This is a genomic window from Sphingobacterium sp. 1.A.5, from assembly GCF_002734235.1.
GTDB classification, from domain to species: domain Bacteria; phylum Bacteroidota; class Bacteroidia; order Sphingobacteriales; family Sphingobacteriaceae; genus Sphingobacterium; species Sphingobacterium daejeonense.
The window spans coordinates 138,399-157,552 of the sequence record NZ_PEBA01000064.1 but is presented as its reverse complement, the minus strand read 5'-3'; the positions used below and the strand labels follow the sequence as shown (position 1 = coordinate 157,552).

The 19,154-nt window shown below is 35.7% G+C and carries 14 protein-coding genes; 6 read left to right on the top strand and 8 right to left on the bottom strand.

The genetic code is table 11. The annotated features are described in order from the left end of the window. Positions 1-167 precede the first annotated feature (167 nt). Complete coding sequence (locus CRT24_RS18595) at positions 168-1,253, top strand: DUF3667 domain-containing protein (protein WP_099372596.1); 1,086 nt, start codon at positions 168-170, stop codon at positions 1,251-1,253. Positions 1,254-1,388: 135 nt separating this feature from the next. Here the strand turns inward: CRT24_RS18595 and CRT24_RS18590 are convergent, their stop codons facing one another. The 7 genes from CRT24_RS18590 to CRT24_RS18560 all read right to left on the bottom strand — a co-directional run bounded on the left by CRT24_RS18590 (position 1,389) and on the right by CRT24_RS18560 (position 10,270). Further along, the gene (locus tag CRT24_RS18590) at positions 1,389-2,537 is read right to left on the bottom strand and encodes an Sb-PDE family phosphodiesterase (RefSeq protein ID WP_099372595.1); all 1,149 of its coding nucleotides are present in this window, start codon (positions 2,535-2,537) and stop codon (positions 1,389-1,391) included. Positions 2,538-3,093: 556 nt separating this feature from the next. Then, a complete protein-coding gene (locus tag CRT24_RS18585; RefSeq protein ID WP_099372594.1) occupies positions 3,094-3,561 on the bottom strand; it encodes a DsrE family protein in 468 nt (155 codons plus the stop codon). 2 nt (positions 3,562-3,563) lie between these two features. Beyond that, positions 3,564-4,127 (bottom strand): TlpA disulfide reductase family protein, encoded by a 564-nt coding sequence (locus CRT24_RS18580; RefSeq protein ID WP_144034613.1) that lies wholly within the window; start codon positions 4,125-4,127, stop codon positions 3,564-3,566. Between the two features lie 16 nt (positions 4,128-4,143). Then, the gene (locus tag CRT24_RS18575; RefSeq protein WP_099372592.1) at positions 4,144-5,232 is read right to left on the bottom strand and encodes an efflux RND transporter periplasmic adaptor subunit; all 1,089 of its coding nucleotides are present in this window, start codon (positions 5,230-5,232) and stop codon (positions 4,144-4,146) included. Between the two features lie 3 nt (positions 5,233-5,235). Continuing rightward, the gene (locus CRT24_RS18570; RefSeq protein ID WP_099372644.1) at positions 5,236-8,391 is read right to left on the bottom strand and encodes an efflux RND transporter permease subunit; all 3,156 of its coding nucleotides are present in this window, start codon (positions 8,389-8,391) and stop codon (positions 5,236-5,238) included. Between the two features lie 8 nt (positions 8,392-8,399). Next, positions 8,400-9,749 carry a TolC family protein gene (locus CRT24_RS18565; protein WP_099372591.1) on the bottom strand — a complete coding sequence of 450 codons (1,350 nt, stop codon included), beginning with the start codon at positions 9,747-9,749 and terminating at the stop codon, positions 8,400-8,402. 119 nt (positions 9,750-9,868) lie between these two features. After that, complete coding sequence (locus CRT24_RS18560) at positions 9,869-10,270, bottom strand: hypothetical protein (RefSeq protein ID WP_099372590.1); 402 nt, start codon at positions 10,268-10,270, stop codon at positions 9,869-9,871. 107 nt (positions 10,271-10,377) lie between these two features. On the opposite strand from CRT24_RS18560, the gene CRT24_RS18555 reads away from it, so the two are divergent. The 5 genes from CRT24_RS18555 (at position 10,378) to CRT24_RS18535 (ending at position 18,543) form a co-directional block, all read left to right on the top strand. Continuing rightward, positions 10,378-11,568, top strand: a complete 1,191-nt coding sequence (locus tag CRT24_RS18555) for a FecR family protein (protein WP_099372589.1) — start codon at positions 10,378-10,380, stop codon at positions 11,566-11,568. A gap of 170 nt (positions 11,569-11,738) precedes the next feature. Then, the gene (locus CRT24_RS18550; RefSeq protein WP_257214092.1) at positions 11,739-15,224 is read left to right on the top strand and encodes a TonB-dependent receptor; all 3,486 of its coding nucleotides are present in this window, start codon (positions 11,739-11,741) and stop codon (positions 15,222-15,224) included. A gap of 7 nt (positions 15,225-15,231) precedes the next feature. Next, positions 15,232-16,929 carry a RagB/SusD family nutrient uptake outer membrane protein gene (locus CRT24_RS18545; RefSeq protein ID WP_099372588.1) on the top strand — a complete coding sequence of 566 codons (1,698 nt, stop codon included), beginning with the start codon at positions 15,232-15,234 and terminating at the stop codon, positions 16,927-16,929. A gap of 17 nt (positions 16,930-16,946) precedes the next feature. Then, positions 16,947-17,780, top strand: coding sequence for a hypothetical protein (locus CRT24_RS18540; protein WP_099372587.1), 834 nt, complete (start codon positions 16,947-16,949; stop codon positions 17,778-17,780). A 175-nt stretch (positions 17,781-17,955) separates the two neighbouring features. Further along, the gene (locus CRT24_RS18535) at positions 17,956-18,543 is read left to right on the top strand and encodes an RNA polymerase sigma factor (RefSeq protein WP_099372586.1); all 588 of its coding nucleotides are present in this window, start codon (positions 17,956-17,958) and stop codon (positions 18,541-18,543) included. Here the strand turns inward: CRT24_RS18535 and CRT24_RS18530 are convergent. Beyond that, complete coding sequence (locus CRT24_RS18530) at positions 18,527-19,153, bottom strand: Crp/Fnr family transcriptional regulator (RefSeq protein ID WP_099372585.1); 627 nt, start codon at positions 19,151-19,153, stop codon at positions 18,527-18,529. The genes CRT24_RS18535 and CRT24_RS18530 overlap by 17 nt on opposite strands. Position 19,154: the final 1 nt, after the last annotated feature.

Below are 19,154 nucleotides of genomic sequence, written 5' to 3'. Positions count from 1 at the left end.
TAGGATATAATCTTTTCTGCCATTTATTTTTTAAATGGTTAAAAATCTACTACAAAATTAGCCCCAATTCCAAGGTTTGTTGAAGAAATACCAATTTCCATTTTTTTTATGAGATGCTTCTCAAATGATTTAGAAAAATTTTAATTTGCATTAAAACTAACCAATCCATGAGTCACGGAAAATTACGAGCTGAGAAAAATTGCCTCAATTGTGGGCACATTGTAGAAGAACACTATTGCCCACATTGTGGTCAAGAAAACACAGAAAATAGACAACCATTCCATTATTTATTTACTCATTTCTTTGAGGATTTTACGCACTATGATGGTCAATTCTGGAAGACAATTAAGTACTTACTCTTCTACCCAGGGAAATTGACCAAAATATATTTATCAGGAAAACGACAGCAATACGTACCTCCAGTAAAGCTTTATATTTTTATTTCGTTTGTAACATTTTTTATTGCCTCCTTTATCACCATTAATAATCATAGCGACCAGAAGGAGGTTTCAATCGACTCTTTGCAAAATGAAATATCTGAGCAAAAAGCTATTCAAAATCTATTTAACAACCCAAACTTAAGCAAAGAAGACTCCATTGATTTAAGAGAGGCAATGAGACTAATTCCTGGAGATAAGCAGATCCAAGATTCCCTCAATGATGATAACTCATATTTGTCGGAAAATACAGCAAGTATCTCGAAAGTCAAATCCTTAGCTGATTATGACTCTATAACAACAGCCAAAAATTCCACACTCAGAAAAATATTAAGGCCATTTGCAAAGAAATATTACGAACTGAAAGAAAATAAAACTCCTGTTGAAGAAATTGTTCAGAGTTTCGTAACGGTTTTTATGCATACTTTCCCAAAAGCACTATTCTTCTATCTACCGGTATTCGCATTTATCCTATATATATTCCATAATAAAAAGAAATGGTGGTATTATGATCACGGGGTTTTTACGCTACATTATTTTTCATTCTTACTTTTTGTAACTGCATTTTTTCTGATTCTCAATCTCATCGAACCGTCATTGATCCATTACAATTGGTTTAAGACGCTGAGTACCTGGATATATGGTATAGGTTTTATTTATGTTGTGCTTTATTTTTTCATAGCCCATCATCGTTTCTATGCAACCAAAAAAAGAAGCAGCATACTCTTAGGTATGTTGATTTTTTTCTTTAATTCAATAGCATTTACTTTCTTATTATTGATATTAGCTTCCATCAGTTTACTAATGATTCATTAAATAAAATAAAAAAGCGTCCCAAAAATCTGGGACGCTTCTATTAGAAATTAAAGGGTTTATGTTATTACCATCCAGGGTTTTGGCCTAAATAAGGGTTGTGTTTAAAATTTTAAATCCATTGCTTACCTAGGTTTATCATTTGAGATTGATATCAAATAATAAATGTTTATCGCTTCTGATATATGTCGAAACAATTTCATAGGACAATTTGGATTGACCAGCTTCAGCAGTTAAGATCTGTGTAGATTCAGGATAAAGAACGATTCTTTTTGTACCCTTTCCTTCTTTGATTTCCAATTCGAAATAGAGATCGCTATTGTTTATTATTTCATAATATTTTGTTGAGACTTTAGTTTTGGAGTTGGTTTTCTCATAGTAAGATGGCGAAACGGAAATTGAAGCATTCACTAGGTTGCGGACATTTTCTTCTTTTCCAAACAAGTAATTACTTGACCAAGCCACTGTTCTTCCAGCTTCTAAAGCCTCGCGAATACCGTTTGCAGAACGGTCTTTCGCCATCACAAGGGTCATTGTTCTGTGAACACCAGGTGCTTCAATATTATAGTCATGAGCAATTAGATTGTGAATATCCGTGTTTCCTATGATAGTCAAATTGCGGTCTAGAGCCCAGTCCAATGCTTTTTTGTGGAAGCCAAGACCGTTTACTACTTCAATTCCGTGAAGTTTTTTCTCTTGGTACATTTTTTCTACGAAATCGATCCATTCATAAGAGCCAGGGATAGCAGTTGCTTTCCATCCGGGGTGATTCCAAAAGATAAAAGCTTTTTGTGCATAAGCTTTATCGATTGCTTCTTGGTCCAAATTAGAATTATTGTCTGCAACCAAAACATTGGCATCCTGAATAAACAAAGCGTTGAAATGACCTGGAGGCGTTTGACGGGTAACTTCTGTTCCTTTCACTAAAACTATATTATTCTCTCTTGCAAGTTCTACAGCTAAATCATGGGAACGATTATGGTCAACTTTAACATCTGCACTATGTGGATTATATTCCATATGTTCAGTATAAGATATGGCATCCAATCCCTCCCTCCAAGCTTCTTGAACACGAACATTTGGCCATACATGTCCATCTGTAAATACTGTATGCATATGAAAATCACATTTCAATACTTTAAAGCCATTTACATCGGGAATGTTTAGATTTTGACGTTTAACAGGATAAGCAAATTCGCTTAGGCGAATTATGCCATCATCGGTCTGTGCTTGTAGGGACATTGACATTAAAAACAATGAACCTAATAGGGTTAGTTTATTTTTCATGTAGTAACAGGTTAAGTTATGGTGACAAAATTAATTAAGGTTTATTAAAATAATATTAAGCCTTTATTTTAAATTAATTAATAAAAATAAAGATTTTTAAACTTTTATTATTCACAAAAATAAACCCTTGCATATATGAAAACCAAATTATTTTAGAATAAAAACTAGAAACAAAGCGCTAGTAATCAAATTTTTAACTGATAAAACACATTGATTCCAAAATTTTGACCTGTTAATAAATTCATTTAATTTTATTTACTAAAAGCAATTTTAAAAAGAAAACAATTAAAAAATTCTATACAAATTTTAAATCATTAGAAAAATTAAAACTCATTAAGAAATTTTTAAAGTTATGAAACAATTAATACTTAAACTCTTAAGTTGTTAAGTCATTATGAATTTAAGATTATGAAATTGTAAAGGTATGTTTCAAGGATAATTTTATTTAAGTAAGAAAAATGGATAAATCACAAAAGGATGGACATAAAAAAAGAGCGTGTAAACACGCCCTTCTTAATTTTTTATTTTTAATTATCGGATGAAATAGTGAAAATATCTATGGTTTTACTATTGTCCAACCTTCATTGCCTAAAATCACCAATTCACCGTTGCCACTTGGAGTATAGCCAATAAAATCAAACAGCTGATCTTTGTTATACCCTCTTTCTTCTAAAGAATTGAGACATTGTACAACTCGAACACCTTTTCCAATCAGCTCAAGAAGTTGTTCCTTATATTCATGATCTTTCCTCATTACTTCAGTTCCTCCCGAAAAGGTAACTAGCTCAACCTCCAATTTACCTGCTAATCGAGGATCTTTCAATAGATTGTTTATGTTCCTAAAGGCCTTTTTTACAATATCAGGATTATCTGTGTCCAATTGATAAACTGCTTTATACTTATCTTTCTGAGGGGCAGTCCCTGTGTATTGTTGATTTTTCGTTAGAAGGTCTTCTCTGCTTTGCGACAAGGCATCATCTGTATGTAATCCAGCAAGTAGTACCATAATTATTAAAAATTTCATTTTTATCTTTCGTTTTCTTTAGTCAAATCTATCAATCCTTGCTTTAGTTTTTCAGATTTAAAGTCCATCATTCCTACTTGTTTACCTACTATGTCACCATTTTTAGCGAGGATGACCGTCATCGGAATTGAATTTGTGTGAAGTTCTTCAGGCAAGTCCGAATCTACAGTATAGAGCGGGAGTGAATATTTATTTTTTGCCATAAATTTTGCTGCTTTATCAATATTCTGATCAACTTCAATAGCCATGAAAACGATATCTTTTTCAGACTGTAAATCTTCATGTAATTTTTGTAGCGAAGGCATTTCAGCAATACATGGAGGGCACCAGGTTGCCCAAAAGTTCATGATAACAACTTTCCCTCTTAAGTCACTGACAGAAACGGTTTCACCATTTATATTTTTAAAACTAGCATTGAAGGAATTTTGTTCTTCAACATTCCTTACTTCTTGAACTTCATTGTCCTCAATAGCTTTTGAATCATTTTGTGAATGCGATTTATAGTTACTTTGACAGCCTGAGACCATTAATAACAATGCTATTGCGGATAATATTATATTTTTCATATCTGTTTTTCTTGAATTATTTTTCAATTTGAATTAAAGTATTAGAATTAATTTCTTCAGAGGCATTTTCAATAATGCGGTCTGAAGTTGATAGATCACCAAAGATCTCAACCAGTTTATCCTGACTTCCACCTAATGTAACTGGAATTTTTTCAATTTTATTGTTATCGATTACCTTAAGAACAAATATGCCTGACTGAGAATTAACGACACTAGTTTTTGGCACATATAAAGTTGGACTTTTACGCATCAATTGAAGGTCAACATCCGTATAGTCCCCACCATTCAGTTCACTAGTATGATTTGGCACATCAAACTCAAGTGCTAATGCTCTAGATACAGGATCAATAACTAAGGAATTACGTTTTAATTTCGCAGTAAATGTTGTATCTGGTTTACTCAACACTTTGAACTTGGCAACTGTCTCTTCAGAAACTGATTGTGCATGTAATTCAGGCACCACTACCTTTAGCTTTAACCGATTGTTATCTACTAATCTAAAAAATGGAAGACCTAAATCTCCAATTAATGCCCCTTTGGAGAAATTCCTTTGTGTAATCACTCCTGAAAAAGGAGCTCTGACCACCAAATACTCCCTCATTTGATTGGATTTTTTGTAGGAAAAATTACTTTCTTCCAATGCTGCACTATCTCGTAACATTGACCCGTAAGCCTGTTCAAATTCTAAATTAGAAACAGCGCCTCGATTTTGGTTTCTTACTCTTTTCAATCGGTCATATCTACTTTTGCTGACTTCAAAATTAGCTTTTAATTGTTGGGATTTGGCTCTATCAGCAGTTGATTGTATGTCTATTTCTGGTGCTTCCAAAACAGCCAGTATTTGACCTTGTTTTACGCGATCCCCAACATCAACATTAATTCTGCGTACAAAACCCTTGATCTTTGCATAGACATCTACAGATTCATATGGATGTAATTCTGCCGGTAATTTTAAAGAATAGGTTGGTTGCTGCTCAATAGGTTGAACAACTTTTACCGATATTCTATTCTCTGAATGAATATCTTTTTTTGAATCGGAATCTTTGCTGGTTGCCTGACATGCACCCAATAAAAAAACGAGTCCCAATATGCTAAATGCTTTCATATTTTATTGTTCTAAATAGAATTTACTTTCTTTATCATCTGGGTCCATTGAAGGTGATCCATAGGACGCCTTTTTCATAATTAACCCGAATATCAGAGGTACAACCAATAAAATAGTGAATGTTGAGCTCAACAGTCCACCTATTACTGCTTGACCTAAAGGAGCAATTTGTTCACCTCCATCTCCAATCCCCAAAGCCATAGGAAACATACCTGCCAACATTGCTAATGCCGTCATTAAGATCGGTCTAAATCGTGATTTTGCCGCTACCATTGCAGCACTTGATGCCGGGAGATTAAGCCTTTTTCGATTCCATTCTGCCTGATTAACCAATAATACAGCATTGGAAACCGATACACCAATAGACATAATGATTCCCATATAAGACTGCAAATTGAGGCTACTGCCACAAATCCAAATCATAATGGCAGATCCAGCAATGACAGCCGGAACTACAGAAAGGATCACTATACTTACCCGAATCGATTGATAATAGGCCGACATCATAAAAAATATGACAACAATGGCAATAGATAAACCTGACAACAAGCCGACTAAAGTTTCTTCGAGCAGGGTCAGTGTACCCTCTTTCCAAATCCTTATTCCTTTTGGTGGTTCACCTAGATTTTTGAGTGCTTGATCCACCGCAGCATTTGCAGAACCTAAATCTTTTTGATGTATATCCGCTATTACACTGACATAACGGTTAGGTCCTCTTCTATTTACTTGAGCGGGCACTTCATTTGCTGTAATAGTAGCTATATCTTCTAATATGGGGGTTGATGCGCCTTGTTTAACCGGAATTGACCGTAAATCCTGAAGAGTTTGGACCATATTTTCAGGTACCTGCACTTGGACCTGGAAAACTAATCCTGATTTTGGATCTACCCATAAATTTTTATCCGTAAACCGTGTTGAAGAAGTCGTAGCAGATATATTCCGAGAAACTTCCTGCACCGTAAGCCCGAATTCTGCTAATCTTCTGCGATCAATCTTGATATCTATAGTAGGATAATGCAGTGGTTCTGATATTTGAACATCCTTCAAAAATGGATAAGTAGCCAATTCTTTTTTGATCTTTTCTGCAAATCCTTCAGCTTGCTTTACTTGTGGAGCGCTCACCTTTACTTCAACCGGGGTCATTGAGCCTTGTCCGAGAATTTTTTCCATCAGCTCCATCGGTTCAAAGTTGATGGAAACATTAGGGTATTTTTCTTTGATATGTTTCCGAACAAATTCTTTGAACTCATCCCTTTGCATCCCTAATTTAGATTTGTCCAAGGACAATTGCAACGTTGCTTCAGCAGTTGTCTTGTTGAATAAAAAGATAGAATTGATAGGGTTTGCAGAAGGATGCATCCCAACAAATGCTGAGGATATTTTTAAACTATTATCCGGAAGATCAGCTATTAAAGAATTTGTTAATGACTTAATAGTTTCCTCGGTTCTTTCCAATCTTGTGCCATCAGGCATTCGGACCCTAATCTGAAAATCAGAACCCTCCGATTTAGGCATAATATCAGTTCCTAAAAAACTGACAGCAATAAATCCAACAGTAATGGCTGCAACAACGTATAGAATGGCAATTATTTTAGATCTCCTAAAAGAAGATTTTAAAGTATAAGCATATTTAACAGATACTTTATCAATAAATGATTTCTTCTTTTTCTGCTTTGGATGTTTTTTGATTTTCATAATCCAATTCGCCATAATCGGAACGAATGTTTGAGAAGCAATAAATGATGCAATCATGGCGAAGGCAACAGCCATCGAAAGAGGCATAAACATATCTCTTGGGATACCTTCCATCATCAGGGCTGGGGTCAAAACAGCTAGAATACTGAGGAGAATCAACAGTTTTGGAGCTGATATTTCCAATAAAGCATCGAGGATAGCTCGCGATTTCTTTTTCCCAAACTCCATATGTTGATGAATGTTCTCGATCGTAACTGTGGCTTCATCAACCAGAATACCTATTGATAATGCTAATCCAGACAAGGTCATAATGTTGATCGTTTGTCCAAACATGCTTAAAGTGATGACTGCTGTAATAATTGCAATTGGAATGGTCAGAATTACGATCAATGCACCACGTGGATCCCGTAGAAAAAGAAATACCATTAAACCCGTTAAAATTGCCCCGAGAGCACCTTCGAAAATCAAGTTATGAAGAGACCTGCTAATATAGACCGATTGGTCAAACTCATAGCCAATTTTGACACCTTCTGGCAGTAGACTTTCCAGCATCGGTAATGCGTTGGTTAAATTTTCTACTGCATCTATTGTTGATGCATCCGGCTTTTTGATAATGGGTAAATAAACCGATCTTTTTCCATTAATAATAGCATAACCTACTGTTTGATCTGCAGCATCCGTTACTGAGGCTACATCTCCTATCAATACAGTTCTCCCATTGATTGATTTAATGGGCGTTTGGAGGAATTCATCAACTCCTGACGATATCGAATTGACTGGGGCCATTAGGTTTTGGTCTCCGATTCTAACATTTCCTGCTGGAGAAGGGACTGAATTTTTTGTTACAGCTATGGTTACTTCTTCCGGGCTAAGTCCATGGGCTTTCATTTTCCGGGGGTCAATATTGACGACCAGACTTCTCATGTTCCCTCCAAAAGGTGCTGGAGCCGTAATCCCTGGAATATTGACGAACATAGGCCTTATTTTGGTACTTGCCATGGTCTGCAATTCTACAACGGAATATTGATCTGAATCGAAAACCAACTGTCCAACAGGAAGACTGCTTCCATCAAATCTCACAACCATCGGTGGAACAGCACCAGTCGGCAAGAATCCCATCGCTCTAGAAACCTGCATACTGATTTCGGCAGATGCTTGAGCCATATCTGTACCTGGATAGAAGGATAATTTCATTAATGTGAGTCCTTGGACACTCTTAAAATCAATCTCCTTAACACCATTTACAAATACCAATACTTTTTGAAATTCATTAGCCATAAAACCATCCATATACGCAGGTGACAAACCTCCATAGGGCATAGCTATATACATGGCCGGGGATTCTATTTCGGGAAATATATCTACTTTAATCTTTTTGATGACCGGCCATGAGAAGTAAGCAATGGCAAAAATGACCATAATAATGGCTATCGGTCTCCTTAAAGCAAAACGTATTAAATTCATAGTTTTTCTTAAAAATGAGTGAATAATTGGCTGAAATCTGCTTGTTGATAGCTTTTGCTGATCATCAAATTCCAATAATTTAAATAGGCCATTAAATTTTGTCTTTCCGTTTGAAGAAGAATCTCCTGTACCTGCAATAAATCTGACAAATTGATCAATCCACCCTCATACCTAGCTTTATATAATAGATATGCTTCTTCAGCTTTAGTCCTACTCAGGTTAGATTCTTTGATTCCAGCATCTGCTGCGACTATTTCTGCTTCAAGTTGTGCAATATGACTATGGATTTCGTTTTGAATAACCTCTTGCTCATATTCGTTATTCTGTCTCAACAGACCTAACGAACTCCTTTGAGACCTAGAGTTGAACAAGTCCTGCAAATTCCAAGTAACTCCGACCCCTACAAAATAATTGTTCGCAAAATCTTTGTAAAGTGCGGAATAGTTGGGATTTACATAACCATTTGACGTTATACCTGAACTTCGATTTGTTAAACCACCTAAAAGCATTACTCTTGGGAAATGATTCCTTTTGGTTTTCTTCTCCAATAACTGCAATGATTCTGCTTCATTCCTCTTCATCAAGAATAATGGATGCTCTTGTATACTTGAATTAGTATCAACAATAACCTCCAAAAATGGAGTGATCTCCGTGTCTCCTGGATTGAACTCTTTGGCAAACTCCTTTAGGAGTTCCCTTGATCCAGCAACTTTTCCCTTAATTTGCAACAAATTGCTTTCTACATTTTTCAAAGAAGAACTTGCTAATAAGGTATCAGCACCAGGCACAATCCCAGCTTCTGCTAATCCTTTAGTTATCTCTAAAATAGATGTGTACCTTTCAGCATGTTTTTCAAACCATTCATTGAGTACATTTAAGTATATAAACTCAATATATCGCTGGGTCAATCTTTGCTGGATATTGTATATAAAGTTTTGTTCTTGAAGCTTTGAATATTCAATTTTTGAACTTGAGATATCCTTATCCAATCCTTTTCTACCAAAATTCACTAGATCCCAATTTAAGGTTCCGGAAATAAAATGGTTAAAAGTTGAAGAACCACCTATAGGATCATTGGGACCTGACATATTTAAAATGCCAGGCAGTGGCATAAAAGAACCAGAAGCACCATTTAGCGAGCTCAAGCTTTGTTGGAACTGAGCTTGAACCTGTGGTTTATATTTAATTTGTTGGGCAATACTATCTTGTTTTGCCAAAAGGATCTGTTGCTTTTGAACATCAAATCCGCTATAATATTCTTTAGTTTTTTCCCATAGATCCTGAAGGTGTTGAGCATTGCTTTTTATGGAAATGCACATACCAACTACAATCAATAGGATTTTCAATCTAAAAACCATATTAAAAATTTAAATTTTGAAATGTTAAATACCTGAAAAGGTAAAAACCGATAGGATATCGGTACGAATATCCTTAAAATGACACATCATAATTGATGCAATCCTATTGGTAGAAACTACTATAAATTCAATCTACTAAATTGTAGGAATAAGTTGTTGCAAGCATAACCGGGTGGGATCCGATATACCTGTTTTTCATCTTTCCTTTGCAGGAAATTAAATAGAATTAGTGTCAGGCTAATTAATGATAATATAGCTGGTTGAAATTGAAACTCTTTAACCACGAAATCCTGACTAGTAATTTGTTGATCGATAGCACTACAATCAATTGTTTCGCGAGCATACTGAAAATCACCTTTAGCAACTTTATTGCTTCGATTTTCAGTATTACCAATTTCATACAGATTATGTTTAATTGAAGCCTTAATGGGACATGAGGTCAAAACAAATAGCATTAAAATCCCCATAATCCTCAAGAATTGAGGAAATTGTTGATTGAACCTGATTGTTTTGTTAAACATATTAACAAAGTTATAGCTATTGTTAAGAAATAAAAATTTTTTTAAAAAAGTTACTAAGGTTTTATCAATCCATTCGTTTTAGGTATCAACAACCATTATAAACAAAAATGAAATCTTCAAAAGAAGTAGCTGAATTAATAAAAAAATATATTGAAGGTAACATCAGTTCCGAAGAAAGTATTCAATTGAATAACTGGATCAAAGAGAAACCTGAACATGCGGAATTTTTTAAGAGCGTACTTTCAGAAGATGAAGTCTTTGAAGATGCATTTCTATGGATTGATCTTAAGCAGAAAAATGAAAACCAGTGGTTGGATGATTTGAAAAAAGACACACTAGATAAAATTCACAACAAGAATGATTCAGACGAAAAGCCAAAGTCATTTAAATGGATTTACTATGCTGCTGCTGCCATGCTTTTGTTTGGATTATTTTTAGGAATAAAAAGATTTCAACAAACTCATGTTGAAGAAATTGACATCGAACTTTCTCACATAAATCCTGGGACGAACAAAGCAGAACTCATTTTATCGAATGGAAAAAAACTGACTTTGAGAAGCGATAAGGATGGAATAGTAATCGACAATAATCTTGAATATTCCGATGGCACTCATGTCTTGAGTTTAGAGAACGAAGATTTGACTAATATGACTGCTACTATTCAAGTACCTAAAGGAGGCAAATACCAGGTTACTTTACCTGACGGTAGTAGAGTATGGCTAAACTCATTGTCAAAACTGGAGTATCCATTAGCCTTTAAAAAAGAAGGAAGAAAGGTGAAACTGGAAGGTGAGGGATATTTTCAGGTATCAAAAATCTCGAATGAAAATAAAAGTATTCCTTTTGAAGTCGAGAGTACCATGCAAACCATCGAAGTGACCGGAACTCAATTCAATCTCTCTGCATATCCAGACGATGCACATGAAGTATCAACATTGGTAGAAGGTTCCATCAATGTACATGGTGGATCGTCTAAAATAAGTTTGAAACCTAATCAGCAATCTATTAACAATGCTGGAAAGCTAGTTAAAAAAGATGTGGATGTCTCTAGCTATATAGCATGGAAGGAAAATAAGTTTTTATTCTATGAAACAGAATTAAGAGATGTCATGAAAGGATTGAGCCGATGGTATGACATCGAAGTTAGTTATCAAGGCCATATTGAGCCCACTTATTTTTATGGTGAAATTGGTAGAGAGAAGAATCTTTCAGAGGTTTTGAGGATGATAGAAAAAAGTGGAGTAAAATTCAAATTAATAAAATCAGGCAAAACATATAAACTAATAGTAATCCAATAATAAAACTAAATTATGACTCGAAAAACAAAAATTCTACCAACTTAAGGATTGAAATAAAAAAACCGAACGAGGTCTCTCACCACCAAGTTCGGCAAATATGAGGATCCTATTGAAAAAAAGTAAACTGATAATAAACCCTTAATCATTAATAATCCTAATTGTACAAAAATATGATTTTTATACAACAAATTGATTATGGCAGCAGGTCTGCCATACCTAAATTAAAATACTGGGTATTGACCATGAAATTAACCTTTTTATTAACTGTTCTGAGTATTGTGAATGTTTATGCAAGCAGTTATGCACAGCATGTAAGCATTAAGGCCAATAACTCTCCATTAATTCAGGTAATGCAATCCATTCAGAAACAAAGTGGAATCCCATTTCTACTGAACGGGAAAGACATTGCAAATACCAAGATCAATGCAGACATCAAAAATGAAGAACTCAGTGAAGCTCTATCAAATATTTTTGAGGACAAGCCTATCTCCTGGGAAATTGTGGATGGCACAATAATCTTACGGAAATCAACAGAAAAAAACTCACGACCTACAGGGTTGAGAAATTCTTCAAATCAACAACGGACAGTGACAGGAAATGTCAAAGATTCAAACGGAGTTCCTATCCAAGGGGCATCAGTTTTTATTGTAGGAACAAATAACGGTACTACTACTGATGCAAACGGAAACTTCTCTTTGGAGGTTAGCGGCAGTAATCCTGTGATTTCTGTGACTTATATAGGTTATTTAAAATCCGATGTAACCGTAGGTAATCAACAAAACCTAAATATTGTACTTCAAGAAAGTTTAGGCGACCTAGATGAGATTGTTGTTGTGGGATATGGTACTCAAAAGAAGAAACTCACCACCGGAGCAACTATCGAGGTAAAAGGTGAAGATTTAGAAAAACTGAGTACTCCAAATATTTTAGAGGCATTGCAAAGTCAATCTCCCGGAGTTCAAATCACGCAAAGCTCAGGGATGCCCGGGGAGAGCTTTAAAGTTACCATTCGTGGACTTGGAACCATTGGGAATTCTAGTCCTCTTTATGTAATCGACGGAGTTCCAGGTGGTGACATCAATATGTTGAATCCATCGGACATTGAGCGTGTTGACGTCTTAAAAGACGCTGCATCTGCAGCCATTTATGGTTCTAGAGCTGCCAATGGGGTTGTATTAGTAACAACAAAACAAGGAAAAGATGGAAAATTATCTCTTCATATTGATAATTACCTAGGTTTTCAGAACGCATACAAACTCCCTTCATTGTTGAATGCTAAGGAATATATGACCATACAAGATGAACGAAGATTCAATGAAGGATCTGACCCTTATGATTGGGCGACATTAATTCCAAAACAATATCAGCAAATACAAGATGGAACTTGGAACGGTACTAATTGGATTAAAGAGATTCATAATGACAATGCTATCCTACAGAATACTTCTCTAAACCTTATGGGAGGAAATGATCAGTCAAAATTTTCTATGGGTTACAGTATTACCAATCGCGAAGGTATTATTGGAAAACCTGTTCAGCCTGATTTCCAAAGACATACTGTTCGATTAAACTCAGATCATGTTTTGCTAAAGAATGATGAATTCAATATCATCAAATTTGGTGAAAACATTAGTTATGGTTATAACAATCGATCTGGGATTGGTATTGGAAATATTTATTGGAATGATGTTCATAATATGATGGTTGGGAATCCTCTCCTACCTGCATATAATGAATCTGGTGAATACTATGATCAACCTAGCAAAGTTGCAGACCAGTGGGCTTTTGATGGAGCAACTTCTAATCCAATGGCAGAAATGGTATTCCGCCGTGGTCAAAATATGGCTAAAAGTCACAACTTATTTGCCAATGCTTATTTAGAAGTGCAGCCAATAATGGGATTGATCTTCAAATCAAGCTTTGGATATAGGATGAGTGCTTCTACATACAGACAATATACTGGAGTTTATAACTTATCTACCACGACAGCGAATCCAATAGATGATATTAACCAGAATCAATCTGTTGGATATAATTGGGTATTGGAGAACACATTAAGTTATCGTTTCGAACCTGCAACGGACCATCAGTTTGATGTAGTAGTTGGGCAATCTATGGAAAAAAGCGGATTAGGTGAAGACTTGAGTGTTGTTACTTCTAATTCATCTTTCCCTGGGCAATGGGATAAAGCTTGGGTTAGCAATGGTCAAGGATATGATGGATTTATACCTACGGTGAATGGAGTTCATTGGCCAGTATTTGCCATTTCGTCAGTATTTGGTCGTGTAAATTACAATTACAAAGAGACTTACATGGCAACTTTTACGTTGAGAGCGGATGGATCTTCAAACTTTGCTCGAGGAAATCGTTGGGGATATTTCCCTTCTGCATCAGTAGGATGGGTTGTTAGCAACGAAGAATTTCTTAAAGGAAATGACAATTTGAATTTCTTGAAATTGAGAGCAAGTTGGGGACAAAATGGTAATGCTTCTATAAATCCATTTCAATATTTAGCAACTATTGCCATCAATAATAAAAATGGATATTATTTTGGAAACAACATGAATACACTTCTTAGAGGTGCATATCCTGATATTTTGGCAAACCCTGATGTAACGTGGGAAACATCTGAACAATTAAATATTGGATTTGACTCAAGATTCATTAACAATAAATTATCAGTAGTTTTCGATTGGTACAAGAAATCAACGTTTAATTGGTTGGTTCAGGCTCCAGTATTGGCAATTTATGGAACGTCAGCACCTTTTATTAATGGCGGTGATATTGAGAACAAGGGTTATGAATTAGGGCTGAACTGGAATGATACCCGTGGCGAATTCAGTTATGGAATCGGGATAAATGGTGCTTATAACAAAAATGAGGTTGTAAGAATTGCAAATGCAGAAGGCATTATCCATGGTGAGGAGAATGTACTGAGTCAAGGAACTAAGGAGATGTATAGAGCTCAGGTAGGTTTCCCGATTGGTTATTTTTACGGATTCAAGACTGATGGCATTTTTCAAAACCAGGAACAAATCAATGCTTGGCGAGCAGACGGCAAAGGGGTGTTGGCCAATGCTCAGCCTGGAGATGTTGCCTTTGTTGACACCAATGAGGATGGCGCAATTACGGATGCCGACAAAGTAATGATCGGTAATCCTCACCCTGACTTTAGCGGTGGATTTAATCTTACCTTTGGCTATAAAGGCGTGGATCTTGGTGTAACAGCACATGGTTCTTTTGGACACCAAATTGCCAAATCTTATCGTTCCTTTGCGGATAGTCCACTTCAAAATTATACCACAGATATTTTTGAGCGTTGGCATGGTGAAGGGACTTCCAATAAGATCCCAAGAATAACAAGTGGTAGTCATACAAACAACCAATATATTTCTGACATCTATATTGAAGATGCTGATTTCGTGAAAATCCAGAATATAACTTTAGGTTATGATTTTTCAAGATTATGGGCAAAATCTCCTTTCAGTCAAATTCGTGTGTATGGTACCGTTCAGAATCTTTTCACTATAACGAACTATAGCGGTATGGATCCTGAGATTGGATATGGATATGACAAAAGTTGGGTTACAGGAATTGACCTAGGGTTTTACCCACAACCTAGAACTGTAATGTTTGGTTTAAATCTTAAATTTTAATTGACTCATGAAAAAGGCGATAATATTATTAATAACTGTAGGATTGTTTAGTTCATGTGAAAAGTTTCTAGACACCGAAAGTTTCGACAAGAAGAATACGGGGAATTTCCCGGTAAATGTTGCGGATGCAAATTCTATGCTTACAGGCATTTATTCCAGTTTGAGCGCAGCCATATCCAACGTGCAGAACACCCATTTTTATATGGCTGAATTAGCTTCTGATGATCGTTTTGGAGGTGGTGGTGAGAATGATAAGGATATGCAAGGATTAGATCATTTAATGAACACTCAACCGGATAGGTTTTTAACATTTTGGACTGCCCGCTATCAAGGGATTTTCAGAGCAAATACTGCAATTGAAACATTAGACCAAGTTCAAGGTTGGACAAATGAAGCTCAAAAGAACCAAGTTTTGGGTGAAGTGTATTTCTTAAGAGCATTATACTATTTTGAATTATCTCAAATGTTTGGTGAAGTACCATTGGTTTTAAGTACTGAGGTCACAAATATCCCAAAAAACCCTGCAGATGAAACCTACGCCCAAATAGCAGAAGATTTAAAAAATGCAATTTCTTTAATGCCATCCACCCCATATAGTACAGTCGCATCTGGTCACGCAACTAAATGGGCTGCTGAAGCATTGATGGCCAGGGTGTTTTTATTCTATACCGGGTATTATAAAAAAGCAGATCTCCCTTTAGCTTCTGGAGGAGCAGTTTCGAAAGCACAAGTAGTTCAATGGTTGGACGATTGCATAAAAAACAGCGGTCACGATTTAGCTAGTGACTTTCGAAACCTTTGGCCATATTCAAATGAATTCACCAAGGCTGACTATAAATATGCTAAGGACAACAACCTGAATTACGAGGGTGAGGGAAATAAAGAAGCAGTGTTTGCTGTGAAATTTGGTACTCTTGCCGATTGGGGTGATAGCTATATGTTGGGCTACACCAATCAGTATAATTTACATTTTGGATTAAGGTCAAACAATGGTTTAGCTGGAACATTTCCATTTGGACAAGGTTGGGGTGCTGGTCCAGTTAATACTAATTTATGGAATGAATGGAGACAGGCCGAGCCGAATGATATACGAAGGACTGGCTCTATTATAAACGTTGCTACGGATGTAGAATCTTATATTTTTGGTGCAGACAACCAAATGGAAGAAACGGGTTTTTGGCAGAAGAAGTACATTTCCATTACAGCTTATGATCCAGAAACAAAAGCATTATTACCATCCTATGCCATCCTAGCAAATGCAGCACAAGCTGATATGCAACTCGGACATACTCAAGATTTAGTATTAATTCGTTTTGCTGATGTTTTATTGATGCATTCAGAATTAAGTGAAACCGCAACCAATCTTAATAGAGTTCGAGCAAGGGCAAAGCTACCTGCTATCAGTTATTCTTTGGCAGCTTTAAAAAAGGAGCGTCGTTGGGAATTGGCGTTTGAAGGATTGCGTTATTTTGACTTAATGAGATGGCAAGATGCTGGGGCAGCCTTAGCTAATCAAGAAGGTGTAGACATTAAAAACAAAGGAATTGACACCAAAATGAGAGGTTTTGGTGGTGGTTACAAAGCTAGATTTGATGCTACAGGAGGTTTTTGGCCAATTCCGAGTTCTCAAATAGCTTTGTCTGAAGGGGTTTTGATCCAAAATAAAGGTTGGGGTGACCCTAGCAATGAATTTCCAGGTTGGTAATTTTAAAAATAACATTTATGAGAAATTTAATTTATATCATCATATTTTCCATATCCATTCTTATTCTACAATCTTGTGAACCGATTGAAGACCGGATGGAATTAGGGTCAGCGATTACTGCTGATCAATTGGATATCTCTGCTACCCTACTTGTAGTCAATGGGAAAAATAGCAATAAAGTGATTGTAAACAACAATAGTCCAGTTCTTTCATCATGGGATTATGGTACTGGATTGACACAAAAAAAGACAGATACAGTCCTATTGGTTGCCAAAGGGGAAAATGAGATTATTTTCACTGGTTTAAATGCCGACGGCACAAAGATCAATAAATCCTTAATGGTGAATGTTGATGAATTGACCTTTCCTGTTCCTTTGGAATGGGGAATGCTAACAGGCGGTAAAGATAAAGAGTGGGTTTGGGACACTACCAAACCAGCAGTGTGGGGAAACGGGGGGTATATGGGAAACGACGGTCCAGCATGGTGGACATTAAAAGAGTCTGATATCAATGGTCAAGCTCCAGGAGAAGGAACAGGAGCAAAAATGATATTTTCACTACGAGGAGCAAAACTAAGCAAGGTTAAGTCTGATGGGAAGACGGAAACCGGGAGTTTCTCTTTTGATATGACCAAAAAGATCACTTTGGACAATGGTACCGTTTGGGCAAAAGGTAAACTTACAACAAAAGGAGTTACCGTACTTTGTGGAAAGTCTCCAAATGAAGGCGGAGCTCCTGTCTATGAATACGATATCTTAATTATCAATGATAATGAAATTGTATTAAGTTATCCTGAACCTGGTGTTGGCCCTTGGGGTACTGCATGGTTCTGGAATTTTAAAGCAAAATAATTCTATTTCCATAAGGAGAATACGGATTAATATTAATAATAGAAAGTCAGGGAGTAATCTCTGACTTTTTACGTTTAATCAATTTAATCGTCAAAAAATGCACAAAATCTTTCTTTATTTGTCTAATTAACATTAAATTTATGTTAACCATTTTTATAACCTATTAGGCGCTCACATGATTGATTTTGACAGGGAATTCATCAGTTTACAAGAAGGTAAAGAATCAGCTTTATGTTTCTTCATGGATCAATACAGCCTTGCTCTGCACTTCTATGCCTATAAAATTATCAAAAACCAAGATATTGCGCGAGAAATGGTTTCCGACGCATTTGTTAAACTTTGGGAGAAAAAGGAAAATTTCCAAGCCTCAGAAAGCATTAAATCATTTCTTTATCTTGTTGTAAGAAATTTATGTTTGGACCATTTGAAATCAAGCAGAGTGCGTTTTCAACATAATGAGGAATTGTTATCTGATCTGGAATCTAATGATGAAAACATTTTAAACAAAATTATCTACACAGAATTAATAGAGTTGATAGTTATAGAGATTGAAAAATTGCCTAAACAACAAGGTCAAATTTTCCAACTATCTGTCTTAGAAGGGAAAAATACAGAAGAAATATGTGCAGAATTAGGTACAACAAGCAGTAATGTTTATTTCTCTCGATCAAAGGCTATTGCAACCTTGAAGAAGGTTTTTAAACACAAAAATATTTCCTACTACCAATTTGGGCTTTTATTGTCATTTATATCAACACCCTAATTTCATTTCTCAATAGAACGATTTTATCTTCGTTTTCCAATTTCTTTAATATCCTAGAAACTACTACTCTTGAAGTATTCAAGTCCAAAGCAATATCTTGATGTGTTACAGTTAGAATTCTATCATCTGTAAGTCTAACTTTTTCTTTTAGATAATTCAGAATTCTATCTTCCATTTTTGAGAATGCAAGGTTATCTATAGCACCCAGCATTTCATTCATTCTAGATGAATAACTGTTGAGAATAAAACTTCTCCAAGAGCCATATTTCGCGAGCCATTCATTTAAATATTGGTTAGGGATCATTGCTACTGTAGTTTCCATCTCTGCTTGCGCTCTAATTTCGCTTTTCTTATTACCTATGCAACAGGCAATTGACATAGTACAGGTCTCTCCTTTTTCAAGATAATAAAGCAACAATTCACCTTCTTTTTCGTCCTCTCGCATAATTTTAATTGCTCCAGACAACAATAAAGGCATTGCACGAATATATTGCCCAATATCCATTATAGTTTCACCACTTTGGAATGTTCTTAAAGTAGCAACCGCCTTAATTTCCTCAATTAAGGCGGGTTCTAATATTCCTATATAAGCATCATCGATCAGACTCATA

Bases quoted from the DNA above. Each gene is read 5' to 3' on its own strand.
- CRT24_RS18595 (WP_099372596.1), top strand. From the start codon at position 168: ATGAGTCACGGAAAATTACGAGCTGAGAAAAATTGCCTCAATTGTGGG.
- CRT24_RS18590 (WP_099372595.1), bottom strand. From the start codon at position 2,537: ATGAAAAATAAACTAACCCTATTAGGTTCATTGTTTTTAATGTCAATG.
- CRT24_RS18585 (WP_099372594.1), bottom strand. From the start codon at position 3,561: ATGAAATTTTTAATAATTATGGTACTACTTGCTGGATTACATACAGAT.
- CRT24_RS18580 (WP_144034613.1), bottom strand. From the start codon at position 4,127: ATGAAAAATATAATATTATCCGCAATAGCATTGTTATTAATGGTCTCA.
- CRT24_RS18575 (WP_099372592.1), bottom strand. From the start codon at position 5,232: ATGAAAGCATTTAGCATATTGGGACTCGTTTTTTTATTGGGTGCATGT.
- CRT24_RS18570 (WP_099372644.1), bottom strand. From the start codon at position 8,391: ATGAATTTAATACGTTTTGCTTTAAGGAGACCGATAGCCATTATTATG.
- CRT24_RS18565 (WP_099372591.1), bottom strand. From the start codon at position 9,749: ATGGTTTTTAGATTGAAAATCCTATTGATTGTAGTTGGTATGTGCATT.
- CRT24_RS18560 (WP_099372590.1), bottom strand. From the start codon at position 10,270: ATGTTTAACAAAACAATCAGGTTCAATCAACAATTTCCTCAATTCTTG.
- CRT24_RS18555 (WP_099372589.1), top strand. From the start codon at position 10,378: ATGAAATCTTCAAAAGAAGTAGCTGAATTAATAAAAAAATATATTGAA.
- CRT24_RS18550 (WP_257214092.1), top strand. From the start codon at position 11,739: ATGATTTTTATACAACAAATTGATTATGGCAGCAGGTCTGCCATACCT.
- CRT24_RS18545 (WP_099372588.1), top strand. From the start codon at position 15,232: ATGAAAAAGGCGATAATATTATTAATAACTGTAGGATTGTTTAGTTCA.
- CRT24_RS18540 (WP_099372587.1), top strand. From the start codon at position 16,947: ATGAGAAATTTAATTTATATCATCATATTTTCCATATCCATTCTTATT.
- CRT24_RS18535 (WP_099372586.1), top strand. From the start codon at position 17,956: ATGATTGATTTTGACAGGGAATTCATCAGTTTACAAGAAGGTAAAGAA.
- CRT24_RS18530 (WP_099372585.1), bottom strand. From the start codon at position 19,153: ATGAGTCTGATCGATGATGCTTATATAGGAATATTAGAACCCGCCTTA.